Consider the following 24,292-nt stretch of genomic DNA (forward strand, 5'->3'; position numbering starts at 1 on the left):
GACTGACATGATCCAGTGGCAAGATTTACACCATAGTGACCTCACCGTTCATTCACTTTACGCCCTGCTGAAACTGCGCTGCGAAGTGTTCGTGGTTGAACAGATCTGCCCGTATCAGGACATCGACGGCGACGATCTCGTCGGCGAGAACCGCCATATTCTTGGCTGGCGGGAAAACGAGCTGGTGGCGTATGCGAGGATTCTGAAAAGCGAGGACGAATTCGAGCCTGTCGTGATTGGTCGGGTCATCATCAGCGGCAAAGCACGCGGTGAAAAACTGGGCTATCAACTGATGGATAAAACGCTGGAGGCATGCCAGAAACAGTGGCCGAACAAGGCGTTATACCTGGGCGCGCAGGCGCACCTGCAGTCCTTCTACGGCCACTTTGGTTTCGTGCCGGTCACCGAGGTGTATGATGAAGACGGCATTCCCCACATCGGCATGGCGCGGGAAGCGAAGCAGGCGTAATGGCGAGTCGTTGGCTATAGTTAGCGAACTGGTGTACTAACATGGAGAAAAATATGTCATTTCAATCCTGGGATACCCGTATCGACGACGACCTGGCCTTACTGAGCGAAACGCTGGAAGAGGTGTTACGTTCCTCGGGCGACCCTGCCGATCAGAAATATATTGAGCTAAAAGCCCGTGCCGAACAGGCGCTGCATGAAGTGAAAAACCGCGTCAGCCATGCGTCTGATACCTACTACTACCGCGCCAAAAAAGCGGTGTACCGTGCCGATGATTACGTGCATGAAAAACCGTGGCAGGGTATTGGCGTGGGGGCTGCCGTCGGGCTGGTGCTGGGGCTGTTGTTGGCCCGTCGTTAAGCCGCTTAACCACTCCCTATACGTGGGTACTGCTATTTATGGCCAGTACCCCGTATAATATGAGGTTTTAACAGGGAGAGGCTCGCGTGAATTCGATTTTCCTCGCGCTGGAGCAATTGCGTACCCAGCTTTCGCAAGCGTTACCCGCAACGCCCGGCATACGTCATTTCGACGTCTCTTTCCCGTTAAACGACGCCTTCGATCCTCTCGCCTGGCTTGGGGCGCAGCAGTGCTATCCGCAGTTTTACTGGCAGCAGCGTAACGGCGATGAAGAGCTGGCCGCGCTGGGGGCGGTTATCACCTTTTCCTCTCTGGCGTTAGCCACGCAGTTTTTACGCGAGCAAAACGCGGCAGGTGATACCCGCATCTGCGGCCTGAACGCCTTTAATCCGGAGCAGGGCAACCTCTTTTTACCGCGACTGCTCTGGCGACGTACCGCCGGCACCGCTACGCTGCGCCTGCAGCTGTGGAGCGATTATTCACTTCAGGAAGATGCCCATGCCGCGCGGGATTTTTTACAGCAGCTCCAGCCAGCCAGGCCTATCCGTCCGCTGGCCGTTCAGGTTGAGCACGAAAACCATCAGCCTCAACGGGCCGAATGGCTGAGACTTGTCCGCAGGGCGACCGAAACCATCGCGCGCGGTGATTTTGAAAAGGTTGTCCTTGCGAGGGCCACCGATCTTCAGTTTACACAGCGCATTAACCCCGTCGCGCTGATGGCGGCCAGCCGCGCCCTCAATTTACATTGCTATCACTTCTGCATGGTATTCGACGCCAGCAACGCGTTTCTCGGCTCGACGCCCGAGCGTCTCTGGCGGCGACGCGGCACGCTGCTGCGCACCGAAGCGCTGGCGGGCACCGTCGCCAGCCATACCGATGATAAAAAGGCGCAGCGTCTCGGTGAGTGGCTGCTGAACGACGATAAAAACCAGCGCGAAAATATGCTGGTCGTGGAGGATATCTGTCAGCGTCTTCAGCACTACACGCGGACGCTTGAGGTACTGCCCGCCCAGGTGGTGCGCCTGCGTAAAGTGCAGCATTTGCGCCGCTGTATCTGGACCGAGCTCAAACAGGCCGACGACGAGCAGTGCCTGCATATGCTACAGCCGACGGCGGCCGTTGCCGGTCTGCCGCGACAGCCAGCGCGTGAGTTTATCCAGAAGGTTGAGCCCTTTAACCGCGAGTGGTACGCCGGTTCGGCCGGGTATTTATCGCCTGACCAGAGTGAGTTCTGCGTGGCGCTGCGTTCAGCCCGCGTCCATGAGGACTCGCTGCGGCTCTATGCCGGCGCCGGTATTGTCAGCGGATCTGACCCGGAGCAGGAGTGGCAGGAGATTGAAAACAAAGCGGCCGGATTGCGCTCTCTGCTCCTAAGGGATTAATACTGATTCGCGCAATCCCGATTCACATCAAAATTCCAATTTTTTCTATTATTTATACTGTGTCGCATTCTTGATACCGGACAATCTCATGTCAGTAAGTTCTTTTAACCGACGCTGGGCGGCGGTGATCCTTGAAGCCCTGACGCGCCATGGCGTCAGGCACGTGTGTATTGCACCGGGTTCTCGCTCAACGCCGCTGACGCTGGCGGCTGCCGAAAACCGGGCGTTGATTCACCACACCCACTTTGATGAGCGTGGCCTCGGGCATCTCGCGCTGGGTCTGGCGAAGGTCAGCAAAGAGCCCGTGGCGGTGATTGTCACTTCCGGTACCGCCGTGGCGAACCTCTATCCGGCTCTGATTGAAGCCGGGTTAACCGGTGAAAAGCTGATTCTGCTGACGGCCGATCGTCCCCCTGAGCTTATCGACTGCGGCGCCAATCAGGCTATCCGTCAGCCGGGACTCTTTTCTTCGCATCCTTCGCAGACGATTTCGCTGCCCCGTCCCACCCAGGATATTCCGGCGAGCTGGCTGGTCTCCAACGTCGATCACGCCATGGAAACGCTGCGCGGCGGGGCGCTGCATATCAACTGCCCGTTTGCCGAGCCGCTGTACGGCGAGCTGGACGATACGGGTCTTGACTGGCAGCAGACCCTCGGTGACTGGTGGCAGAGTGAAAAACCGTGGCTGCGCGAGCAGACGCACCTTGAGAGCGCGAAGCAGCGCGACTGGTTCTTCTGGCGGCAGAAGCGCGGCGTGGTTATCGCCGGGCGCATGAGCGCTGCCGAAGGCAAGCTGGTCGCCGAATGGGCGCAAACCCTGGGCTGGCCGCTGATCGGCGACGTGCTTTCCCAGACCGGGCAGCCGCTGCCGTGCGCGGATCTCTGGCTGGGTAATGCCAAAGCGGTCACTGAGCTGTCGCAGGCGCAGATTGTGGTCCAGCTTGGATCGAGTTTAACCGGCAAGCGGTTACTGCAGTGGCAGGCCACCTGCACACCGGACGAATACTGGCTGGTGGACGCGCTGGAAGGGCGTCTTGATCCGGCGCACCACCGCGGTCGTCGTCTGGTCAGCCGTATCGACGCCTGGCTGGCGCTCCATCCGGCTGAAAAACGCAAACCCTGGGCGGCTACCCTCCCGGACCTGTCGCGCCAGGCGTGGGAACTGACCCATGCGCGCTGTGAAGCGTTCAGCGAGGCCGGGCTGGCGCACCGTATTCGCCAGTACCTGCCCGAGCAGGGGCAGCTGTTTGTCGGCAACAGCCTGGTCGTGCGGCTGATTGACGCCTTTTCGCAGCTGCCAGCGGGCTACCCGGTGTACAGCAACCGTGGTGCCAGCGGCATCGACGGGCTGATCTCTACGGCGGCGGGCGTGCAGCGCGCCAGCGCAAAATCGACGCTGGCCATCGTGGGGGATCTCTCCGCGCTCTACGACCTCAACGCGCTGGCGCTGCTGCGTCAGGCGTCTGCCCCGTTCGTGCTGATCGTGGTTAACAACAACGGCGGACAGATTTTCTCCCTGCTGCCTACGCCGCAGAGCGAGCGCGAGCGCTTCTATCTGATGCCGCAGAACGTGCACTTCGAACACGCCGCGGCAATGTTCAGCCTGAAATACCATCGCCCGGAAAGCTGGGAACAGCTGGATACGGCGCTAAGCTCCGCCTGGAAGCAGCCGGGCGCGACGCTGATTGAGCTGGTGGTTAACGAGGCTGACGGTGCGCAGGCCCTGCAAAGCCTGCTGGCGCAGGTGAGCCAGCTGTGATCCTCACTGGCGTGCAGCAGGCTGGAAAACCAGGCTATCCCTGGCTGGTCTTTTTGCACGGTTTTTCCGGCGATTGCCGCGAGTGGCAGGGTGTTGGTGAGCGGCTTTGCGATTACCCCCGGCTGTATCTGGATCTGCCGGGACACGGTGGATCCCGGCACCTGGGCGTGACGGGCTTCGACGAGCTGAGCGCGTTGCTTACCCGAACTTTGATTAGTTACAACATACTGAAATTCTGGCTCGTCGGGTACTCCCTCGGCGGCCGCATTGCGATGTTCCATGCCTGCCAGCAGCCGAAGGGGCTGTTGGGCGTGACGGTAGAAGGCGGCCATCCGGGCCTGCAGGATGCCGATGCGCGACAGGCGCGGCTGGCATCAGACCGCCGCTGGGCGACGCGTTTTCGCAGCGAACCGTTGGAAAAGGTATTCGCTGACTGGTACCAACAGCCCGTGTTTGCCTCCCTGACGGACGCCCAGCGCGACGCGCTGATTACCCTGCGCAGCCAGAACAACGGCGCGGCGCTGGCGATGATGCTCGAGGCGACGTCGCTGGCCGTGCAGCCCGACCTGCGTACCGCGCTCAGCGCACGTGATTTCACTTTTGATTATCTCTATGGCGAACGTGATGAGAAGTTTACGGCCCTTGCTGCGGAGCTGAACGCCGTTTGCCATGCAATTCCCAACGCCGGACACAACGCCCACCGGGAAAACCCCGACGCGGTTGCCGCGAGTCTGGCTCAGATACTGCGTCTTCGAATAAAGGACACTCTATGATCTATCCTGATGAACACATGCTTTACGCCCCGGTTGAATGGCAGGACTGCTCCGAAGGCTACACCGACATTCGTTACCACAAATCCACCGACGGTATTGCCAAAATCACCATCAACCGCCCGCAGGTGCGTAACGCCTTCCGTCCGCTGACCGTGAAAGAGATGATTCAGGCCCTGGCGGATGCGCGCTATGACGACAACATCGGCGTGATTGTCCTGACCGGCGAAGGCGAGAAAGCGTTCTGCTCCGGTGGCGATCAGAAAGTGCGCGGCGACTACGGCGGATACCAGGACGATGCGGGGACGCACCACCTGAACGTCCTCGATTTCCAGCGTCAGATCCGCACCTGTCCAAAACCGGTGGTGGCGATGGTGGCGGGCTACTCCATCGGCGGTGGCCACGTGCTGCACATGATGTGCGACCTGACCATTGCCGCTGAAAACGCCATCTTCGGCCAGACCGGCCCGAAAGTGGGATCTTTCGATGGCGGCTGGGGTGCCTCCTACATGGCGCGCATCGTCGGGCAGAAAAAAGCCCGTGAAATCTGGTTCCTGTGCCGTCAGTACAACGCGCAGGAAGCGCTGGATATGGGCCTGGTGAATACCGTGGTGCCGCTTGCCGATCTCGAAAAAGAGACCGTGCGCTGGTGTCGCGAAATGCTGCAAAACAGCCCGATGGCGCTGCGCTGCCTGAAAGCGGCACTTAACGCCGACTGCGACGGTCAGGCGGGTCTGCAGGAGCTGGCGGGCAACGCCACCATGCTGTTCTACATGACCGAAGAGGGTCAGGAAGGGCGCAACGCGTTTAACGAAAAACGCCAGCCAGACTTCAGCAAATACAAACGGAATCCGTAATGCGTCGCGCGCAGGTTTACCGCTGGCAGATACCGATGGACGCGGGCGTGGTGCTGCGTGAACGGCGGTTAAAAACCCGTGACGGCTTCTTCGTGCATCTGCAGCAGGGCGAGCGGGAAGGCTGGGGCGAGATTTCGCCTCTGCCGGGCTTTAGCCTCGAGTCGCTGGAGGATGCGCATGCTGCATTGCTGGCGTGGGCAGACGCGTGGCGTGAGGGCGAGAACCCGGCGTTACCGGATGTCCCTTCCGCGGCCTTTGGTATCAGCTGCGCGCTGGCGGAGCTGGACGGCAGCCTGCCAGAAGCGGGGAATTACCGCGCGGCACCGCTCTGTACGGGCGATCCGGACGAGCTGTTCGCGCAGCTCTCCGCCATGCCGGGCGAGAAGGTCGCGAAAATCAAAGTCGGGCTTTATGAAGCGGTGCGTGACGGCATGGTCGCCAACCTGCTGCTGGAGGCGATCCCCGATCTGCATCTGCGTCTGGACGCCAACCGCGCCTGGACGCCGCTTAAGGCGCAGCAGTTTGCGAAGTACGTCAACCCGGCCTACCGGAGCCGCATTGCCTTCCTGGAAGAGCCGTGCAAAACCCGCGAGGATTCGCGCGCGTTTGCCCGCGAAACGGGGATTGCCATCGCCTGGGATGAAAGCCTGCGCGAGGCCGATTTTGAATTTGCTGCCGAGCCCGGCGTCAGCGCGGTAGTGATTAAACCGACGCTGACCGGCAGCCTGGCGAAAGTGCGCGAACAGGTCGCGGCGGCGCACGCCTTAGGGCTGACGGCGGTGATCAGCTCGTCAATTGAGTCCAGCCTTGGGCTAACCCAGCTGGCGCGCATGGCCGCCTGGTTAACGCCTGACACGGTCCCCGGCCTCGACACGCTGAACCTGATGCAGGCTCAGCTTCTCCGCCCGTGGCCGGACAGCGCGCTGCCGTGCCTCGACGTCGCGGCGCTGGAGCCGTTGCGATGAGTTTTACCGACTGGCCGTGGCGACACTGGTGCGCGCTGTTTGCCGATAAACCGGTCCTGAGGCTGAACGACGAGGTGCTCAGCTGGCAACAGCTGTGCGCGCGCATCGACAGCCTTGCGGCAGGCTTTCACCAGCAGGGCGTGGAGGAGGGCTGCGGCGTGCTGCTGCAGGCCCATAATCATCCGCAAACCCTGCTGGCGTGGCTGGCGCTACTCCAGTGCGGGGCGCGTATTCTTCCCGTTAATCCGCAGCTGCCGCGCCCGCTGCTGGACGTGCTGCTCCCGCAGATGACGCTGCGCTTTGCGCTGGTGCTGGACGGCAGCTACGACGGCCTTCCTGCCCTGAGCATGCGCGAGACCGCCAATGCGTATTGCGCTGCGTGGCAACCGGCGCGGCTGGCCTCCATGACGCTGACCTCCGGCTCCACCGGTCTGCCGAAAGCGGCGGTCCATACCTGCGAAGCCCATCTTGCCAGCGCGAGCGGCGTTTTGTCGCTGATGCCCTACGGTGAAGACGACGACTGGCTGCTTTCGCTGCCGCTGTTCCACGTTTCGGGCCAGGGGATTTTATGGCGCTGGCTGCAGGCCGGCGCGCGGTTAACCGTGCGCGAGAAACAGCCTCTGGAGCAGGCGCTGTGCGGCTGCACCCACGCCTCGCTCGTGCCAACCCAGCTCTGGCGTCTGCTTAATGCCCACCAGCCTGTCGCACTGAAAGCGGTGCTGCTGGGCGGGGCGGCCATCTCTGTGGAATTGACCGAACAGGCGCGAGAGCAGGATATACGCACCTTCTGCGGCTACGGTCTGACCGAGTTTGCGTCAACCGTCTGTGCGAAAGAGGCCGACGGCGAGCCGGACGTGGGCCGTGCGCTGCCGGGCAGAGAGGTGCAGGTCGTTAACGGTGAAGTCTGGATCAGAGCGCAAAGCATGGCCTCAGGCTACTGGCGGGATGGTGAACTGATTCCGCTGACCAACGCGCAGGGATGGTTCGCCACCCGCGATCGCGGCGAATGGCATGACGGCCGTCTGACGATCCTCGGCCGCATGGATAACCTCTTTTTTAGCGGCGGAGAAGGGATCCAGCCGGAATCGCTCGAGCGCGTTATCGCCACGCACCCGCAGGTTAACCAGGTGTTTATCGTTCCGCTGGACGACGCTGAGTTCGGGCAACGTCCGGTGGCGGTGGTGGAGTGCGAGCCGGGAACGGATATCACCACTTTACCCGACTGGGTCAGGGACAAGGTGGCGCGTTTTGAGCAACCCGTCCGCTGGCTGCTGCTGCCGACTGAACTCAAAAATGGCGGCATTAAAGTTTCGCGCCGCGCGCTGCAGGAGTGGGTTAACGCAACGCTGAAGGGATAATAGCCGTTTCAAATAGTTACAATCTACTGGCCTGCCGCACGCAGAGTGCTTGATCCCCGGAAGACCCAGGTTAAAATCTCGCGGTTTTGGGACTTCTCTATAAAAATTGTGCGGGATCACGACAATGAAAAAAGTGGCATTAGTGGGCTTCGGCCTGATGGTTGTATCTGCGGCGGCGAACGCCATTAGCATTAACGGCTCGGCGGGTCAGGATTATACCCACCTGGGCTTCGGCATGGGTACCGAGACATCCGGTCTGGCGATGACCGGCGGTTGGACGCATAACGATGACGACGGCGACGCGGCAAGCCTCGGCCTGGGCCTCAACATTCCTCTGGGCCCGTTCCTGGCGACCGTCGGCGGTAAAGGTATCTATACCAACCCAAATGACGGTGACGAAGGATATGCGGCGGCAGTGGGCGGCGGCCTGCAGTGGAAAATTGGCGACAGCTTCGGCCTGTTTGGCGAGTACTACTACTCTCCGGACTCCCTCTCCAGCGGTATCGACAGCTATGAGGAAGCCAACGCCGGCGCGCGCTGGACCATCATGCGTCCAATCACCATCGAAGCAGGCTATCGCTATCTGAACCTGGCCGGTAAAGACGGCAACCGCGACAACGCGCTGGCCGACGGTCCGTACGTGGGCGTGAGCGCAGGCTTCTAATCTCTCCGGCGCGGCATGCTGTCGCGCCAGTTTCTCCTCTTCTCCACCCCGCGTTTGCGCTATAGTGTTTTGACCAAATAAGCGGGAGAACACAATGATTAACGTGGAGATGTTATCCACCGGCGACGAAGTGCTGCATGGACAAATTATTGATACCAATGCTGCCTGGCTTGCCGATCTTTTCTTTGAGCAAGGATTACCGTTAACGCGCCGCAATACGGTGGGCGACAATCTTGAGTCACTGGTCGCTGTTCTGCGCGAGCGCAGTGAACAGTGCGACGTGCTGATTGTGAACGGCGGGCTCGGCCCCACCAGTGACGATCTCAGTGCCCTGGCCGCCGCGACCGCAAAAGGCGAAGGGCTGGTGCTGCATGAGGCGTGGCTCTCGCAGATGGCGCGTTTTTTCTCCGAACGTGGCCGCGTCATGGCCCCCAGCAACCGCAAACAGGCTGAAATTCCCGCCAGTGCTGAACTGGTCGATAATCCGGTCGGTACCGCGTGCGGGTTTGCCATGCAACTGAACCGCTGCCTGATGTTCTTCACGCCGGGCGTGCCCTCAGAATTTAAAGTGATGGTCGAGCAGCAGATCCTGCCGCGCCTTCGCCAGCGTTTTACCCTGCCGGAACCCCCGCTGTGCCTGCGTCTGACCACGTTTGGCCGTTCGGAAAGCGATCTGGCCCAGAGCCTCGATCACCTCTCACTCCCTCCGGGCGTCTCCATGGGCTATCGCTCCTCCATGCCGATCATTGAGCTTAAGCTGACCGGACCGGCCACCCAGAAAGAGGCGATGCTCGCGCTGTGGCCTGAGGTGCAGCGCGTAGCGGGTGAAAGCCTGATCTTTGAAGGCACGGAAGGGCTACCGGCGCAGATTGCGAAGCATCTGCAGTCGCGTCAGCTGAGCGTGACCTTAAGCGAGCAGTTCACCGGTGGCCTGCTGGCGCTGCAGCTGTCGCGCGTCAACGCGCCGCTGCTGGCCAGCGAAGTGGTGCCGTTCCAGCAGGAGACTCTCGCGCAAACCGCCCGCTGGGCGTCCGAGAGAAGGGTGAAGCATTTTGCCGGTCTGGGGCTGTTTGTCGGCGGGCTGGATGAGGAATACCTCAACTTCGCGCTGGCGACGCCCGAGGGCACCCACGCCCTGCGGGTAAAAATGAGCATTACCCGCCACAGCCTGGCGGTGCGTCAGGAGGTGTGCGCCATGATGGCGCTGAACATGCTGCGCCGCTGGCTGAATGGCAAAGAGGTGGCCAGCGAGCACGGCTGGATTAACGTGGTTGAATCGCTGTTCGTGGAGTAACGCCTGTGCCGGGGCCTTTCGCCCCGGCCATGTTCACCCGAGCGCCTTTGCCAGCAGCGTAATCGGATGCTCGCAGCGCTTGCTGGTGGACATCTCAATCTGCCACTTGCAGGTTTCGCAGTCCGTCACCACGATATCCGCGCCGCTCTCCTCAATCTGACGGAACAGCGGAGCGCCGATCGCCTGCGACGTTTCGTAGTTTTCACGCTTAAAGCCGTAGGTTCCCGCAATCCCGCAGCAGCGTGAATCCAGCACCGTCAGCTCCAGCCCCGGAATTAACCGCAGCAGCTCAAGCGTATAGAGTGACCAGCCCATTTTTTCCATATGACACGGCGTGTGGTACACCACTTTCAGGGGTAATTTCCCCAGTGGCAACGTCTGTCCGCAGTCCAGCTTACGCCACAGGAAGCGCGTCGCCAGCTCGATGTGCTCGCGCAGGCCGGTGTTGTCCACGTCCAGCAGATGCGGATACTCGTCGCGCAGGGTGAAGGTACAGGTGGATGAGGTCGCCAATACCGGTATGCCTTTCTCGACAATCGCCTCGCGCAGGGAGGTGACATTGCTTTGAGCCTGCCTGCGTGCTTTATCGGTAAACCCGTTGGCAATCAGCGGCACGCCGCAGCACTTTTCTTTATTCACTAGCTGAACGCCCGTTCCCATGGCGTTCAGCACCTTCAGCAGATCTTTACCCAGCTGCGGGTGGTTGTAATTCACGTAGCAGCCGTGGAAAAAAGCCACCTGTTCGGCAAATTGCGCCTGCTCTTTCGCGACGGATTTATACCAGCGGCGGAAGGTGCCGTGAGAATATTTCGGCAGGCTGCGGTGATGGTCTATCTTCAGCGTGGCATCCAGCAGCTGGCGCACCGGCTTGAGAGCGGTCGCGGCATTCACCAGCGGGGCAAACGGCGTCGAGACGCTACCCATCAGATCGGTATGGCTCAGAATCGCGTCCCGCAGCGACGGCTTTTGCGTGCTGTAGCGCGCCCGGGCGCGCTGGATAATATCGCCGATTTTCACATCCGATGGGCAGGCGACTTCGCAGCGTTTGCAGTTAATGCAGTATTTCAGCGCTTCATCGTACAGCTTGCCGTCCTTCAGGCGCAGACGCTCGCCGTCCGGCCCGGCCTGCTTTGGCCCGGGATAGCGTGGGTTCACGCCGCTGACCGGGCAGACGGTGGTACACACCGTGCATTTGATGCAGCTTTCAAAACGGGTATCGTTCATTGTTCAGCCTCCGTGCGCTGGCTAATCTGCTCTGCCACATACAGCGCCGTGACGGCGCAGACTCCGCCACCGCATCCCTGGGTAATGGGATCGTACCCGCCCAGCAGCGAGCCGATGGCAAAGAGATTACTGACGGGCTTACCGGCAAGCTGCGGATGCAGGTGGTTATCGACAATCACGCCGAACTGCTGCCAGGGCTGCGGCGAGAAGAAATCACTCTGATACCAGTCCGCGCGGGAGGCTCGCTGGCGAACATCCAGCCCCATAATGGCTTCCCGGATGCCCTCCCGGCTGCTCAGCAGCCCGTTGCTGAAGAAGCTGCCGCTTGCCAGCACCGTATAGCGGGCGCGAAGCGGAATATCGTCGTGGTTGCGCGTCCAGATTTCGCTCACCGCGCCGTCTGTCAGGATGATTTTTTTCACTTCATCACCTGCCATCCAGACGCCACCCTGCGCAACAAACTTACGCTGGAGCTGGGTATGCAGGCGAATGCCGGGGACAGACGGGGGCAGCGTGGGCAACAAACCGAGCGTGCTGGGCAGACGGTCTGAGAGCCAGCGCCAGAGTCGGTTGTCGTTCAGGCCAAAGCACGCGGGCATCAATAGCGCATCGCATCCTGCCGCAAGCGGGCTGAGCGCCTCATACAGCAGCGGCCATTTGTCCTCGTTATCCAGAAAACGGGCGATATTCACCGCGCGAAATTCGCTCGGGTTATCGCGCAGGACATCAAGCTCGGGCAGCTCTATCTCTGCCGTTTCGGCGTTAACGCCCTGGCGACAAAGTGACGCCGCCGCGAGATGGGGCTGAAAATCCAGAAAGCCGCTAATCCCTACCACCTGCACGCGTCCCGCGCGAATGGGGGCAACGGGCACTTCCTCCGGGCTGAGCCAGGCGGAACGCAGGGTGCCTAGCGGCGTAACGCGCTGGTGATTGAACCTGGCGCTGCCCTGCAGACGCGCGCCGCACTCCGCCAGCAGCGCTTCGGTTTCCAGCGCAAAGCGGTCAATATGCTGTGCGCCAACCAGGTGATACGGGTGCTCCGGCGGCAGCTTATCGCGGTACGCTTCGTCCACCAGATCCAGCGAGCCCGACGAGAAGTGCAGGGCGCTCTGCCCCCGGGTGATAATGGCGCAGCGCAGCCCCTGCTTCGTGAGCTTAATGCCGCAGAGCAGGCCCGCCAGCCCGCCGCCGACAATCACGGTATCAAATTTCATCGTGTTGCTCCTTCTCCAGACCGCAAAGCCCCTGGTAGACCCAGCGGGTAAATTCACTTTCACGCAGGGCATCGCCCCAGGCGACAGGCTGAATGCCTTTCCAGCGCTCGTTTAAAAACGCGCTGAGCTGATCGAGCGACTGGGTGGCGGTGGTGGTATGAAAGCGCTGCAGCAGCCCCGCAGCACGGCAGGCGCACAGCTCGCCCTGACAGGTGCCCATTCCGACGCGGGTGCGGCGGCGGAGATCGAGCAGGCTGTTGACCGTCAGGTTCTCCACCGCGTACTGCACCTCACCGGCCGTCACGGCTTCGCACTCGCACACCAGGCTGCGGCTCAATCTTCCTTCACCAAGCCACGGTGGCGTTCTGTCGCCGTGGCGGTATACCGCGGACCCGCGCAGCGGCGCGGGCAGGGAGATGATTTTCTGCAGCGTTTTTTCGGTGGACTGACGCGATCCCGGCAGCGGCTGTTCTGCCGTGACGCACGGCTCGGTATTTCCGAGCTTGCGGCAGACGGCATCGGTCGCCCACTCGGCCATCAGGCGATAGGTCATCAGCTTGCCGCCGGTGATGGTGATAAACCCGTCCATGCCGTCGCGCGCGGCGTGATCGAGCAGCACGATGCCCCGGCTGACGTTCCGTCCGCTCGGGTCGTTGTCGTTGGCGACCAGCGGACGCACGCCCGCGTAGGCGCGCAGAATCCGCGTCTGGGCCATCACCGGGGCCAGTTTTTCCCCTTCCCGCAGCAGGATATCTACCTCTTCAGCGGTGACGCGGTTGTAATCAATCTCGCTGTAGTCCACGTGCGTTGAAGTCGTCCCGATTAACGAAATGGTGTCGCCCGGAACGAGGATATCGGCGTCAGACGGCTTGCGGCAGCGGTTAATCACGTGGTTATTGATGCGGTGGTCGAGGATCAGCAGCGAGCCTTTCGCCGGGAACATGCGCACCGACAGGTCCGCATATTCCGCTATACGCTGGCCCCAGATCCCCGCCGCGTTGACCACTACGGCGGCATACAGCTCGCCGTGCTCGTTGTACTGCGTATCAAACACCCGCACCCCACAGATGCGATGACCTTCGCGAATAAGCCCGGTCACTTCATGTCCGGTCAGAATGCGTGCGCCATGCTCACGGGCGTCCAGCATGTTGGCGGCGGTCAGGCGGAACGGATCGACGGTACCGTCAGGGACTTTCACCGCGCCGATAAGCGCCGGGTTGACCGACGGTTCCAGCCGCCGCGCCAGCGCCGGATCCATGGCTTCAGCCTGAATGCCCGCGGCGCTGCAGGCGGTAATAAAGGTGTCCTGAAAGGCGAGGTCATCTTCAGGAAGGGTAATAAAGAGGCCGTCAGTCGGCTCAATGCAGTGGCGTGCGATACGCTTGAGGATCTGGTTTTCAGCAATACATTCGCGCGCGGATTCCGCGTCGGTGACCGCATACCGGGCACCGCTGTGCAACAGGCCGTGGTTCCGTCCGGTTGCGCCCGTGGCGATATCATGGCGTTCCAGAAGCGTAACGCTTAAGCCGCGAAGGGCGCAATCGCGCGCGATCCCGGCGCCGGTTGCGCCACCACCAATGATTATCACATCACTATAACGAGGATCGTGACTGGTCATTGTTTACCCTCTATGTTCGTTTTTTATCATTTAGCCATAGTAATTTTGTGGTTTGTTTGATTTCGAACATAAACGCGCGTAATTCGAAAGTGAAACGTGATTTCATGCGCTTTTTTGCGCATTCTGTCATATTTCTGTAACAATCTGTGCGTTGATTCACAGTAACAATCACCGTGATTTCTTAACATCCCCGCCTCTGGAATTCAGGTGCGAGCCACCTGCTCATTCATTTCAAGGCCACGGAGGCTGTTATGCTCAGTATCTTCAAACCTGCGCCCCACAGGGCGCGTCTGCCAGAGGCAGAAATAGATCCGCTCTATCGCCGTCTGCGTTGGCAAATCTTCCTGGGGATCTTCTTCGGGTACGCGGCGTACTACCTTGTACGTAAAAACTTCGCGCTCGCCATGCCGTATCTGGTAGAGCAGGGCTTCTCCCGCGGCGATCTGGGGTTCGCGCTGTCGGGGATATCCATCGCCTACGGTTTTTCCAAATTCATCATGGGTTCCGTGTCGGATCGCTCGAATCCGCGCGTGTTCCTGCCTGCCGGTCTGATCCTGGCGGCAGCGGTGATGCTGTTTATGGGCTTTGTGCCATGGGCAACCTCCAGCATTGCCATCATGTTCGTGCTGCTGTTCCTCTGCGGCTGGTTCCAGGGAATGGGGTGGCCGCCGTGCGGACGCACCATGGTGCACTGGTGGTCGCAGAAAGAGCGCGGCGGCATCGTGTCGGTGTGGAACTGCGCCCATAACGTGGGCGGCGGTATTCCGCCGCTGCTGTTCCTGCTGGGGATGGCCTGGTTCAACGACTGGCACGCGGCGCTCTACATGCCTGCCTTTGGTGCCATTCTGGTGGCGATTATTGCCTTCGCCCTGATGCGCGATACGCCGCAGTCCTGCGGCCTGCCGCCGATTGAAGAGTACAAAAACGACTATCCGGATGATTACAGCGAGAAGCACGAAGAAGAGCTGACCGCGAAGCAAATCTTTATGAAGTACGTCCTGCCGAACAAGCTGCTGTGGTACATCGCGGTCGCCAACGTGTTCGTTTATCTCCTGCGCTACGGCATTCTGGACTGGTCCCCGACCTACCTGAAAGAGGTGAAGCACTTCGCGCTGGATAAATCCTCCTGGGCGTATTTCCTGTATGAATACGCCGGTATCCCGGGCACCCTGATTTGCGGCTGGATGTCGGACAAGGTGTTTAAGGGCAACCGCGGTGCGACGGGCGTCTTCTTTATGACCCTGGTGACTATCGCAACGGTAGTGTACTGGCTCAACCCGCCGGGAAATCCGGGTGTGGATATGGCCTGTATGATCGTCATCGGCTTCCTGATTTACGGTCCTGTGATGCTGATCGGTCTGCACGCCCTTGAGCTGGCGCCGAAGAAAGCGGCGGGAACGGCGGCGGGCTTTACCGGCCTGTTCGGCTACCTCGGCGGTTCGGTCGCGGCGAGCGCCATCGTGGGCTATACCGTTGACTTCTTCGGCTGGGACGGCGGCTTTATGGTGATGATCGGCGGCAGCGTGCTGGCGGTACTGCTGCTGATTGTTGTGATGATCGGGGAAAAACGTCACCACGCGGAAGTGCTGGCGCGTCGTCAATAAGGAGCTTTGCGATGAAATTAACTCAGTTAGCAACCGGCCTGCTGCTGGCGGGCCTGATGACAGGCTCCGCGCTGGCGGCGGATAAAATCGTTATTGCCCACCGCGGTGCGAGCGGCTATCTGCCAGAGCATACGCTGCCGGCAAAAGCGATGGCCTATGCGCAGGGGGCGGATTACCTGGAGCAGGATCTGGTGATGACGAAGGACGACCAGCTGGTCGTCCTGCACGACCATTATCTTGACCGCGTGACGGACGTGGCAGAGCGTTTCCCGGATCGCGCCCGCAAAGATGGCCGCTTCTACGCCATTGACTTCACGCTGGCGGAGATCCGCTCCCTGAAGTTCACCGAAGGCTTCGAGATTGAAAACGGCAAGAAGGTGCAGGTCTATCCGGGACGTTTCCCGATGGGCAAATCTGACTTCCGGATCCATACCTTCCAGGAAGAGATTGAGTTTGTTCAGGGACTGAACCACTCCACCGGTAAAAACATCGGCATCTACCCGGAAATCAAAGCCCCATGGTTCCACCATCAGGAAGGGAAAGACATTGCCGCGAAGACGCTGGAGGTGCTCAAACAGTACGGCTACACCAGCAAGCAGGACAAAGTCTACCTGCAGTGTTTTGACGCCGCCGAGCTGAAGCGCATCAAAACCGAGCTGGAGCCGAAGATGGGGATGGATCTCAATCTGGTGCAGCTGATTGCCTATACCGACTGGAATGAAACCCAGGAGAAGCAGCCGGACGGCAAGTGGGTGAACTACAGCTACGACTGGATGTTTAAGCCGGGTGCGATGAAGCAGATTGCGCAGTACGCCGACGGCATCGGGCCGGATTACCACATGCTGGTGGCGGAAGGCTCAACGCCGGGACACGTGAAGCTGACGGCGATGGTGAAAGAGGCGCATGCCAGCAAGATGCAGGTGCATCCGTACACCGTGCGTGCAGACCAGCTGCCGCCGTATGCCACGGATGTGAATCAGCTTTATGAGGTGTTATATAACCAGGCGGGCGTGGACGGACTGTTTACGGATTTCCCGGATAAAGCGGTGAGCTTCCTGAAGGATTAACGCTGAAATTGCCGGGTGGCGGCTATACCTTACCCGGCCTACGAACTGCGGTTTTGTAGGTCGGGTAAGCGAAGCGCCACCCGACACCATCACATCTCGATTTCGATATCGCCTTTTGCCCGGCAGCAGCAGGGCAAAATTTCCCCTTCGTTGATAAAGGCCAGCGGTTCGGTCAGCCAGTCCACCTGGCCGGCGACCAGACGACAGCGGCAAGAGCCGCAGTAGCCGGAACGACACTGGTACTCTACTTCGACCTGATGCGCCTCAAGCGCTACCAGCAGAGAAGGGTGCTCTTCCCGACACAGAACCTCAGTGCCGGAAAGACTTAACGTGACGCGTGACATCAGAGCTGGAAGTCGCTCAGGTCGTCGGTGTTGACTTCAGAATCAATCTGACCGACCAGATAAGAACTTACTTCCACTTCCTGCGGCGCAACCTGCACGTTATCGGACACCAGCCAGGTGTTGATCCACGGGATCGGGTTAGAGCGCGTCTGGAACGGCAGGTCGAGACCGACCGCCTGCATGCGGATGTTGGTGATGTACTCAACGTACTGGCACAGGATGTCTTTGTTCAGGCCAATCATGGAGCCGTCGCGGAACAGGTAGTCTGCCCACTCTTTCTCTTGCTGAGCCGCCAGCACGAACAGGTCGTAGCACTCCTGCTTGCACTCTTCGGCGATTTCCGCCATTTCCGGATCGTCCGTGCCGCTGCGCAGCAGGTTCAGCATGTGCTGGGTACCGGTGAGGTGCAGGGCTTCATCGCGGGCAATAAGACGGATGATTTTGGCGTTGCCTTCCATCAGCTTGCGCTCGGCAAAGGCGAAGGAGCAGGCGAAGCTGACGTAGAAGCGGATCGCTTCCAGCGCGTTAACGCTCATCAGGCACAGGTACAGCTGTTTTTTCAGCGCGCGCAGGTTCACGGTGATGGTTTTACCGTTCACATGGTGAGTGCCTTCGCCCAGCAGGTGCCAGTAGCTGGTCATCTCGATCAGCTCGTCGTAGTAATGGGCAATGCCTTCCGCGCGCTTCTGGATCTGCTCGTTGGTGACGATATCGTCAAACACCACCGCCGGATCGTTCACGATGTTGCGGATGATGTGGGTGTAAGAGCGGGAGTGGATCGTCTCGGAGAACGCCCAGGTTTCCACCCAGGTTTCCAGCTCAGGAATCGAGATCAGCGGCAGCAGCGCCACGTTTGGGCTACGGCCCTGAATGGAGTCCAGCAGCGTCTGGTACTTCAGGTTGCTGATGAAGATATGTTTTTCGTGATCCGGCAGAGACTGGTAGTCAATACGGTCGCGGGAAACGTCCACTTCTTCCGGGCGCCAGAAGAAGGAGAGTTGCTTTTCAATCAGCTTTTCGAAGATGTCATATTTTTGCTGATCGTAGCGTGCCACGTTGACCGGCTGGCCGAAGAACATCGGCTCTTTGAGCTGGTCGTTTTTCGTCTGTGAAAAGGTGGTATATGCCATGAGTGTGTCCTAAAAACGTAGGCCGGGTAAGCGTAGCGCCACCCGGCATTTACATTAGATCTTACATGCGCCGCTTTCGCAGCCATCGTCCTGAATTGACGGAACCAGGTCATCCTGCGCGTCTTCCGCACCGTCACGGGTGTTGTGATAGTACAGCGTTTTCACGCCAAACTTGTAGGCGGTGAGCAGGTCTTTCAGCAATTGCTGCATCGGCACCTTGCCGGACGGGAAGCGCGTCGGGTCATAGTTGGTATTGGCAGAGATCGACTGGTCGATAAACTTCTGCATGATACCCACCAGCTGCAGGTAGCCGTCGTTGTTTGGCATTTCCCACAGCAGCTCGTAGTTGTCACCCAGCGTCTCGTAATCCGGTACCACCTGACGCAGCACGCCGTCTTTCGAGGCTTTGATGCTGACGTGGCCGCGCGGCGGCTCAATACCGTTGGTGGCGTTAGAGATCTGCGAAGAGGTCTCGGACGGCATCAGGGCAGAGAGCGTGGAGTTACGCAGGCCGTGAGTCTTGATGGACTCGCGCAGGCCTTCCCAGTCGAGGTGCAGCGGCTCGCTGACGATCGCATCCAGGTCTTTCTTGTAAGTGTCGATTGGCAGAATGCCTTTCGCGTAGGTGGTTTCGTTGAACCACGGGCACGCGCCTTGCTCTTTCGCCAGCTCGTTGGACGCTTTCATCAGGTAGTACTGAATCGCTTCGAACGTCTGGTGCGTCAGGTTGTTGGCGCTGCCGTCGGAGTAACGCTTGCCGTTTTTCGCCAGCCAGTAGGCGAAGTTGATCACGCCGATACCCAGGGTACGACGCCCCATCGCACCGCGTTTCGCGGCCGGGATTGGGTAATCCTGGTAGTCCAGCAGGGCGTCGAGCGCACGAACCGCCAGCACGGCCAGCTCTTCCAGCTCGTCCAGGCTCTTGATTGCGCCCAGATTGAACGCGGACAGCGTACACAGCGCAATTTCACCGTTTTCGTCGTTCACGTCTTCCAGCGGTTTGGTCGGCAGGGCGATCTCCAGGCACAGGTTAGACTGGCGCACTGGTGCAACCACCGGATCAAACGGGCTGTGGGTGTTGCAGTGGTCAACGTTCTGGATGTAGATACGGCCGGTAGAGGCACGTTCCTGCATCATCAGGGAGAACAGGTCCACCGCCTTCACGCGCTGCTTGCGGATGCTGTCGTCTTTTTCGTATTTGGTGTACAAACGCTCGAATTCGTCCTGATCGGCGAAGAACGCGTCATACAGGCCCGGGACGTCGGACGGGCTGAACAGGGTGATCTCTTCGCCCTTCAGCAGGCGGGTGTACATCAGCTTGTTGATCTGCACGCCGTAGTCCATGTGACGCACGCGGTTGCCTTCAACACCACGGTTGTTTTTCAGGACCAGCAGGCTTTCCACTTCCAGGTGCCACATAGGGTAGAACAGGGTCGCAGCACCGCCGCGCACGCCGCCCTGAGAGCAGGATTTTACCGCCGTCTGGAAGTGCTTATAGAACGGGATACAGCCGGTGTGGAATGCTTCACCGCCGCGAATCGGGCTGCCCAGCGCACGGATGCGACCGGCGTTGATGCCGATACCGGCACGCTGGGAAACGTATTTCACGATGGCGCTGGAGGTGGCGTTGATGGAATCCAGGCTGTCACCACACTCGATCAGTACGCAGGAGCTGAACTGACGGGTTGGGGTGCGCACGCCAGACATGATTGGCGTCGGCAGTGAAATCTTGAACGTCGATACCGCATCGTAGAAACGCTTCACGTAATCCAGACGGGTGTCACGCGGATAGTTAGAGAACAGGCAGGCGGCCACCAGAATATAGAGGAACTGGGCGCTTTCGTAGATCTCACCGGTTACACGGTTCTGAACCAGGTATTTGCCTTCGAGCTGCTTCACCGCCGCGTAGGAGAAGTTCATGTCGCGCCAGTGATCGATAAACCCGTTCATCTGCTCGAACTCTTCTTCCGTATAGTCTTCCAGCAGATGCGTGTCGTATTTGCCCAGCTCAACCATTTTCACCACGTGATCGTAAAGCTTCGGCGGCTCAAACTGGCCGTAGGCTTTTTTACGCAGGTGGAAAATCGCCAGACGTGCAGCGAGGTACTGATAATCCGGTGCTTCGCGGGAGATGAGGTCCGCCGCCGCTTTAATGATCGTTTCGTGGATATCAGACGTTTTGATGCCGTCGTAGAACTGGATGTGTGAACGCAGTTCAACCTGGGAGATAGATACGTTGTTCAGTCCTTCTGCTGCCCAGTCGAGAACTCGATGGATTTTGTCCAGATTGATACGCTCGGTAGTACCGTCGCGCTTTGTCACCAGCAGACTCTGATTCATGTGGGGTTTACCTGTCCGTGAAATAAAAAAATATCCCCCGCTTATCCACAGAACCGTCTTGTGACTAACTCTGTGGATAAATACTACATATAGGGGGTTTGCGATAAGAAAAACGCTATATGGTGAGTATTCTAGTAAGGATTCTTTTCAGTACAAGGGTTGATTTTGACGTTAAATTGAGGTTGTGAAAGGGTAAAAAAGGCTAAGTCCTCGTGCTGTAAGGCCTGGAAGACATGTCAATAATTAAGAAAAAAAATTCAAAATTTGATCGAGTGCTGATTTCTTCAACGGGCGGTCAGAATTGCGCAACATGATGTCGCGCAATCTTTATAAGAATAACGAATGACGTTAGTCGTTTTTGGCGGTTGTATGCAACATATAGTTAACATCAACGCCCGGTGCGAGTTTGAATTTATTGGTCAGCGGATTGTAATGCAGGCCGGTGATATGCTGCTCCTTGAGCCACGTTTGGTCTACCCAGCTTAACAGTTCCGCAGGCTTGATGAATTTCTTCACGTCATGCGTGCCTTTCGGCACCATGCGCAGCACATACTCCGCGCCAACGACGGCCATCAGCCAGGCTTTACCGTTGCGGTTGATGGTCGAGAAGAAGACCTGTCCACCCGGTTTCACCAGTTTTGCACAGGCGTGCACCACGGACTGCGGATCGGGAACGTGTTCCAGCATCTCCATGCAGGTCACCACATCGTACTGATGGGCATGTTTTGCCGCGTGTTCTTCCACGGTTTCCTGCACGTAGTCCACCTGTATGCCAGACTCCAGCGCATGAAGACGAGCAACCTGCAGCGGTTCAAAGCCCATATCCAGGCCCGTGACGTTCGCCCCTTCGCGCGCCATGCTTTCCGCCAGGATACCGCCGCCGCAGCCGACATCGAGCACTTTTTTACCGAACAGACCGCCGGAACGCTCCGCGATATAGCCCAGACGCAGCGGGTTAATACGGTGCAGCGGTTTGAACTCGCCTTCGAGATCCCACCAGCGGGACGCCACCGCTTCAAATTTGGCAATCTCTTCGTGGTCAACGTTGTGAGCCACCGGGGATTTTTCGGTATTCATGGGCGCTTTTACTCCTTATTTAGCAAGACGAATGAGTATATCAGGCAATCCCTGTGAATAAAGCGTATAGGTTTACCTCAATCACCTCGGCTGTGTTATAATTTGCGACCTTTGAATCCGGGATACAGTAGAGGGATAGCGGTTAGATGAGCGACCTTGCGAGAGAAATTACACCGGTTAACATCGAGGAAGAGCTGAAGAGCTCCTATCTGGACTATGCGATGTCGGTCATTGTTGGCCGTGCGCTGCCGGACGTCCGCGATGGCCTTAAGCCGGTACACCGTCGCGTACTATACGCCATGAACGTATTGGGCAATGACTGGAATAAAGCCTATAAAAAATCTGCCCGCGTCGTCGGTGACGTCATCGGTAAATATCACCCGCATGGTGATACCGCCGTTTATGACACCATCGTTCGTATGGCGCAGCCATTCTCCTTGCGCTACATGCTGGTAGATGGTCAGGGTAACTTTGGTTCAGTCGACGGCGACTCCGCTGCGGCGATGCGTTATACGGAAATCCGTATGTCGAAAATCGCTCATGAGCTGATGGCCGACCTGGAAAAAGAGACCGTTGATTTCGTCGATAACTACGACGGCACCGAGCGCATCCCAGATGTGATGCCCACCAAGATCCCGAACCTGTTAGTGAACGGTTCGTCCGGTATCGCGGTCGGTATGGCAACCAACATTCCGCCGCACAATATCACCGAGGTGATCAACGGCTGTCTGGCTTATATCGACGATGAAGATATCAGCATTGAAGGGCTGATGGCACACATCCCGGGCCCGGACTTCCCGACAGCGGCGATCATCAACGGTCGTCGCGGCATTGAAGAAGCGTACCGTACCGGCCGTGGCAAGATTTACATCCGTGCCCGCGCTGAAGTAGAAGCGGACGCCAAAACCGGCCGTGAAACCATTATTGTTCACGAGATCCCGTATCAGGTGAACAAAGCGCGTCTGATTGAAAAAATCGCCGAGCTGGTAAAAGAAAAACGCGTTGAAGGCATCAGCGCGCTGCGTGACGAGTCTGATAAAGACGGCATGCGCATCGTGATTGAGATCAAACGCGACGCGGTGGGTGAGGTTGTCCTGAATAACCTGTACTCCCAGACGCAGCTTCAGGTCTCCTTCGGTATCAACATGGTTGCGCTGCACCATGGTCAGCCGAAGATCATGAACCTGAAAGAGATCCTGAGCGCGTTCGTCCGTCACCGCCGTGAAGTGGTGACCCGTCGTACCATATTCGAACTGCGCAAAGCGCGCGACCGTGCGCACATCCTTGAAGCGCTGGCGGTTGCGCTGGCCAACATCGACCCGATCATCGAGCTGATCCGTCGTGCGCCAACCCCGGCGGAAGCGAAAACCGCGCTGGTTTCCCGTCCGTGGGATCTGGGCAACGTCGCCGCGATGCTGGAACGTGCGGGCGATGACGCGGCGCGTCCTGAATGGCTGGAACCTGAGTTCGGCGTGCGTGACGGTCAATACTACCTGACTGAACAGCAGGCCCAGGCGATTCTGGATCTGCGTCTGCAGAAACTGACCGGCCTTGAGCATGAAAAACTGCTCGACGAATACAAAGAGTTGCTGGAACAGATTGCTGAGCTGCTGCATATCCTGGGCAGCGCAGAGCGCCTGATGGAAGTGATCCGCGAAGAGCTGGAGCTGGTCCGCGATCAGTTCGGCGACGAGCGCCGCACCGAAATCACCGCCAACAGCGCGGACATCAATATCGAAGACCTGATCAACCAGGAAGACGTTGTGGTGACCCTGTCTCACCAGGGCTACGTGAAGTATCAGCCGTTAACGGACTACGAAGCACAGCGTCGTGGCGGTAAAGGTAAATCTGCAGCACGTATTAAAGAAGAAGACTTTATTGACCGCCTGCTGGTGGCGAACACCCATGACACGATCCTCTGCTTCTCCAGCCGCGGTCGTCTGTACTGGATGAAAGTCTATCAGCTGCCGGAAGCAAGCCGTGGTGCGCGTGGTCGTCCAATCGTTAACCTGCTGCCGCTGGAAGCGAACGAACGCATCACCGCCATTCTGCCGGTACGCGAGTACGAAGAGGGCGTGAACGTCTTTATGGCGACCGCCAGCGGTACCGTGAAGAAAACCGCGCTGACCGAATTCAGCCGTCCGCGTTCTGCCGGTATTATCGCCGTGAACCTGAACGAAGGCGACGAGCTGATTGGCGTGGATCTGACCTCGGGCTCTGATGAAGTCATGCTCTTCTCTGCGGCCGGTAAAGTGGTGCGCTTCAAAGAAGACGCCGTCCGTGCAATGGGCCGTACCGCGACGGGCGTTCGTGGTATCAAACTGGCTGGCGAAGACAGCGTTGTTTCTCTGATTATTCCGCGCGGTGAAGGGGCTATCCTGACCGTCACGCAGAATGGTTACGGTAAACGTACGGCGGAAGGGGAATACCCAACCAAGTCTCGCGGCACGCAGGGCGTTATCTCCATCAAGGTGACCGAGCGCAACGGTTCCGTTGTCGGCGCGGTGCAGGTAGACGATGCCGACCAGATCATGATGATCACCGATGCCGGTACGCTGGTGCGTACCCGCGTATCTGAGATCAGCGTGGTGGGTCGTAACACTCAGGGCGTGATCCTCATCCGTACAGCGGAAGATGAAAACGTGGTGGGTCTGCAGCGCGTTGCCGAGCCGGTGGATGACGAAGAGCTCGACTCCATCGACGGTAGCGTCGCGGAAGGCGATGAGGACATCGCGCCAGAAGCCGACACCGACGATGACGTAGCGGATGACGCTGACGAGTAATGTCTCCTGATGTA

At 58.9% G+C, this 24,292-nt stretch carries 20 protein-coding genes; 13 read left to right on the forward strand and 7 right to left on the reverse strand.

Annotated features, from left to right (window positions below; genetic code table 11):
* Nucleotides 1-7: 7 nt before the first annotated feature.
* From B498_RS16650 to B498_RS16605, 10 genes are all read left to right on the forward strand, one after another.
* Nucleotides 8-469, forward strand: a complete 462-nt coding sequence (locus tag B498_RS16650; RefSeq protein ID WP_008500218.1) for a GNAT family N-acetyltransferase — start codon at nucleotides 8-10, stop codon at nucleotides 467-469.
* A gap of 53 nt (nucleotides 470-522) precedes the next feature.
* The gene (gene elaB, locus B498_RS16645) at nucleotides 523-828 is read left to right on the forward strand and encodes a stress response protein ElaB (protein ID WP_008500219.1); all 306 of its coding nucleotides are present in this window, start codon (nucleotides 523-525) and stop codon (nucleotides 826-828) included.
* A gap of 86 nt (nucleotides 829-914) precedes the next feature.
* Nucleotides 915-2,210: an isochorismate synthase MenF gene (gene menF / locus B498_RS16640; RefSeq protein WP_008500220.1), complete on the forward strand. Its 1,296-nt coding sequence runs from the start codon at nucleotides 915-917 to the stop codon at nucleotides 2,208-2,210.
* 88 nt (nucleotides 2,211-2,298) lie between these two features.
* Nucleotides 2,299-3,969, forward strand: coding sequence for a 2-succinyl-5-enolpyruvyl-6-hydroxy-3-cyclohexene-1-carboxylic-acid synthase (gene menD / locus B498_RS16635; RefSeq protein ID WP_008500221.1), 1,671 nt, complete (start codon nucleotides 2,299-2,301; stop codon nucleotides 3,967-3,969).
* Nucleotides 3,966-4,742: a 2-succinyl-6-hydroxy-2,4-cyclohexadiene-1-carboxylate synthase gene (gene menH, locus B498_RS16630; RefSeq protein ID WP_008500222.1), complete on the forward strand. Its 777-nt coding sequence runs from the start codon at nucleotides 3,966-3,968 to the stop codon at nucleotides 4,740-4,742. The genes menD and menH overlap by 4 nt, the downstream gene beginning before the upstream one ends.
* Nucleotides 4,739-5,596, forward strand: a complete 858-nt coding sequence (gene menB, locus B498_RS16625) for a 1,4-dihydroxy-2-naphthoyl-CoA synthase (RefSeq protein WP_008500223.1) — start codon at nucleotides 4,739-4,741, stop codon at nucleotides 5,594-5,596. The genes menH and menB overlap by 4 nt, the downstream gene beginning before the upstream one ends.
* Nucleotides 5,596-6,561, forward strand: a complete 966-nt coding sequence (gene menC, locus B498_RS16620; RefSeq protein WP_008500224.1) for an o-succinylbenzoate synthase — start codon at nucleotides 5,596-5,598, stop codon at nucleotides 6,559-6,561. The genes menB and menC overlap by 1 nt, the downstream gene beginning before the upstream one ends.
* On the forward strand, nucleotides 6,558-7,919 hold the full coding sequence (gene menE / locus B498_RS16615; RefSeq protein WP_008500225.1) for an o-succinylbenzoate--CoA ligase: 1,362 nt from the start codon (nucleotides 6,558-6,560) through the stop codon (nucleotides 7,917-7,919). The genes menC and menE overlap by 4 nt, the downstream gene beginning before the upstream one ends.
* Nucleotides 7,920-8,043: 124 nt before the next feature.
* Nucleotides 8,044-8,583: a YfaZ family outer membrane protein gene (locus B498_RS16610; RefSeq protein ID WP_008500226.1), complete on the forward strand. Its 540-nt coding sequence runs from the start codon at nucleotides 8,044-8,046 to the stop codon at nucleotides 8,581-8,583.
* 94 nt (nucleotides 8,584-8,677) lie between these two features.
* Nucleotides 8,678-9,877 carry a nicotinamide mononucleotide deamidase-related protein YfaY gene (locus B498_RS16605; RefSeq protein ID WP_008500227.1) on the forward strand — a complete coding sequence of 400 codons (1,200 nt, stop codon included), beginning with the start codon at nucleotides 8,678-8,680 and terminating at the stop codon, nucleotides 9,875-9,877.
* A 33-nt stretch (nucleotides 9,878-9,910) separates the two neighbouring features.
* Here B498_RS16605 and glpC read toward each other — a convergent pair whose 3' ends face one another.
* Genes glpC through glpA form a run of 3 tightly spaced genes read right to left on the reverse strand, consistent with a single transcriptional unit; the run spans nucleotide 9,911 to nucleotide 13,933 of the window.
* Nucleotides 9,911-11,101, reverse strand: coding sequence for an anaerobic glycerol-3-phosphate dehydrogenase subunit GlpC (gene glpC, locus B498_RS16600; protein WP_008500228.1), 1,191 nt, complete (start codon nucleotides 11,099-11,101; stop codon nucleotides 9,911-9,913).
* The gene (glpB, locus tag B498_RS16595; protein WP_008500229.1) at nucleotides 11,098-12,315 is read right to left on the reverse strand and encodes a glycerol-3-phosphate dehydrogenase subunit GlpB; all 1,218 of its coding nucleotides are present in this window, start codon (nucleotides 12,313-12,315) and stop codon (nucleotides 11,098-11,100) included. Before glpB ends, glpC begins: the two co-directional genes overlap by 4 nt.
* Complete coding sequence (gene glpA / locus B498_RS16590) at nucleotides 12,305-13,933, reverse strand: anaerobic glycerol-3-phosphate dehydrogenase subunit A (protein ID WP_008500230.1); 1,629 nt, start codon at nucleotides 13,931-13,933, stop codon at nucleotides 12,305-12,307. Before glpA ends, glpB begins: the two co-directional genes overlap by 11 nt.
* A 251-nt stretch (nucleotides 13,934-14,184) precedes the next feature.
* On the opposite strand from glpA, the gene glpT reads away from it, so the two are divergent.
* Nucleotides 14,185-15,537 carry a glycerol-3-phosphate transporter gene (gene glpT, locus B498_RS16585; protein WP_008500232.1) on the forward strand — a complete coding sequence of 451 codons (1,353 nt, stop codon included), beginning with the start codon at nucleotides 14,185-14,187 and terminating at the stop codon, nucleotides 15,535-15,537.
* Between the two features lie 11 nt (nucleotides 15,538-15,548).
* Nucleotides 15,549-16,604: a glycerophosphodiester phosphodiesterase gene (gene glpQ, locus B498_RS16580; RefSeq protein ID WP_008500233.1), complete on the forward strand. Its 1,056-nt coding sequence runs from the start codon at nucleotides 15,549-15,551 to the stop codon at nucleotides 16,602-16,604.
* 89 nt (nucleotides 16,605-16,693) lie between these two features.
* Here the strand turns inward: glpQ and yfaE are convergent, their stop codons facing one another.
* From yfaE to ubiG, 4 genes are all read right to left on the reverse strand, one after another.
* Nucleotides 16,694-16,948 (reverse strand): class I ribonucleotide reductase maintenance protein YfaE, encoded by a 255-nt coding sequence (yfaE, locus tag B498_RS16575; RefSeq protein ID WP_008500234.1) that lies wholly within the window; start codon nucleotides 16,946-16,948, stop codon nucleotides 16,694-16,696.
* Complete coding sequence (nrdB, locus tag B498_RS16570; protein WP_008500235.1) at nucleotides 16,948-18,078, reverse strand: class Ia ribonucleoside-diphosphate reductase subunit beta; 1,131 nt, start codon at nucleotides 18,076-18,078, stop codon at nucleotides 16,948-16,950. The genes yfaE and nrdB overlap by 1 nt, the downstream gene beginning before the upstream one ends.
* 54 nt (nucleotides 18,079-18,132) lie before the next feature.
* Nucleotides 18,133-20,418: a class 1a ribonucleoside-diphosphate reductase subunit alpha gene (nrdA, locus tag B498_RS16565; protein ID WP_008500237.1), complete on the reverse strand. Its 2,286-nt coding sequence runs from the start codon at nucleotides 20,416-20,418 to the stop codon at nucleotides 18,133-18,135.
* A gap of 348 nt (nucleotides 20,419-20,766) precedes the next feature.
* A complete protein-coding gene (ubiG, locus tag B498_RS16560; RefSeq protein ID WP_008500238.1) occupies nucleotides 20,767-21,495 on the reverse strand; it encodes a bifunctional 2-polyprenyl-6-hydroxyphenol methylase/3-demethylubiquinol 3-O-methyltransferase UbiG in 729 nt (242 codons plus the stop codon).
* Between the two features lie 146 nt (nucleotides 21,496-21,641).
* Between ubiG and gyrA the strand changes: the two genes are divergently transcribed.
* On the forward strand, nucleotides 21,642-24,278 hold the full coding sequence (gyrA, locus tag B498_RS16555) for a DNA topoisomerase (ATP-hydrolyzing) subunit A (RefSeq protein WP_008500239.1): 2,637 nt from the start codon (nucleotides 21,642-21,644) through the stop codon (nucleotides 24,276-24,278).
* The last annotated feature ends 14 nt before the right edge of the window (nucleotides 24,279-24,292 follow it).

The sequence above is a fragment of the Enterobacter sp. SST3 genome, from assembly GCF_000286655.1.
Classification (GTDB): domain Bacteria; phylum Pseudomonadota; class Gammaproteobacteria; order Enterobacterales; family Enterobacteriaceae; genus Enterobacter; species Enterobacter roggenkampii.

Excerpts from the sequence above, each read along its gene's own strand:
- menE (WP_008500225.1), top strand. The coding sequence starts at position 6,558 with ATGAGTTTTACCGACTGGCCGTGGCGACACTGGTGCGCGCTGTTTGCC.
- menD (WP_008500221.1), top strand. The coding sequence starts at position 2,299 with ATGTCAGTAAGTTCTTTTAACCGACGCTGGGCGGCGGTGATCCTTGAA.
- glpT (WP_008500232.1), top strand. The coding sequence starts at position 14,185 with ATGCTCAGTATCTTCAAACCTGCGCCCCACAGGGCGCGTCTGCCAGAG.
- glpQ (WP_008500233.1), top strand. The coding sequence starts at position 15,549 with ATGAAATTAACTCAGTTAGCAACCGGCCTGCTGCTGGCGGGCCTGATG.
- glpB (WP_008500229.1), bottom strand. The coding sequence starts at position 12,315 with ATGAAATTTGATACCGTGATTGTCGGCGGCGGGCTGGCGGGCCTGCTC.
- nrdB (WP_008500235.1), bottom strand. The coding sequence starts at position 18,078 with ATGGCATATACCACCTTTTCACAGACGAAAAACGACCAGCTCAAAGAG.
- glpA (WP_008500230.1), bottom strand. The coding sequence starts at position 13,933 with ATGACCAGTCACGATCCTCGTTATAGTGATGTGATAATCATTGGTGGT.
- menC (WP_008500224.1), top strand. The coding sequence starts at position 5,596 with ATGCGTCGCGCGCAGGTTTACCGCTGGCAGATACCGATGGACGCGGGC.
- B498_RS16610 (WP_008500226.1), top strand. The coding sequence starts at position 8,044 with ATGAAAAAAGTGGCATTAGTGGGCTTCGGCCTGATGGTTGTATCTGCG.
- glpC (WP_008500228.1), bottom strand. The coding sequence starts at position 11,101 with ATGAACGATACCCGTTTTGAAAGCTGCATCAAATGCACGGTGTGTACC.
- B498_RS16650 (WP_008500218.1), top strand. The coding sequence starts at position 8 with ATGATCCAGTGGCAAGATTTACACCATAGTGACCTCACCGTTCATTCA.
- gyrA (WP_008500239.1), top strand. The coding sequence starts at position 21,642 with ATGAGCGACCTTGCGAGAGAAATTACACCGGTTAACATCGAGGAAGAG.
- yfaE (WP_008500234.1), bottom strand. The coding sequence starts at position 16,948 with ATGTCACGCGTCACGTTAAGTCTTTCCGGCACTGAGGTTCTGTGTCGG.
- ubiG (WP_008500238.1), bottom strand. The coding sequence starts at position 21,495 with ATGAATACCGAAAAATCCCCGGTGGCTCACAACGTTGACCACGAAGAG.
- nrdA (WP_008500237.1), bottom strand. The coding sequence starts at position 20,418 with ATGAATCAGAGTCTGCTGGTGACAAAGCGCGACGGTACTACCGAGCGT.
- B498_RS16605 (WP_008500227.1), top strand. The coding sequence starts at position 8,678 with ATGATTAACGTGGAGATGTTATCCACCGGCGACGAAGTGCTGCATGGA.
- menB (WP_008500223.1), top strand. The coding sequence starts at position 4,739 with ATGATCTATCCTGATGAACACATGCTTTACGCCCCGGTTGAATGGCAG.
- elaB (WP_008500219.1), top strand. The coding sequence starts at position 523 with ATGTCATTTCAATCCTGGGATACCCGTATCGACGACGACCTGGCCTTA.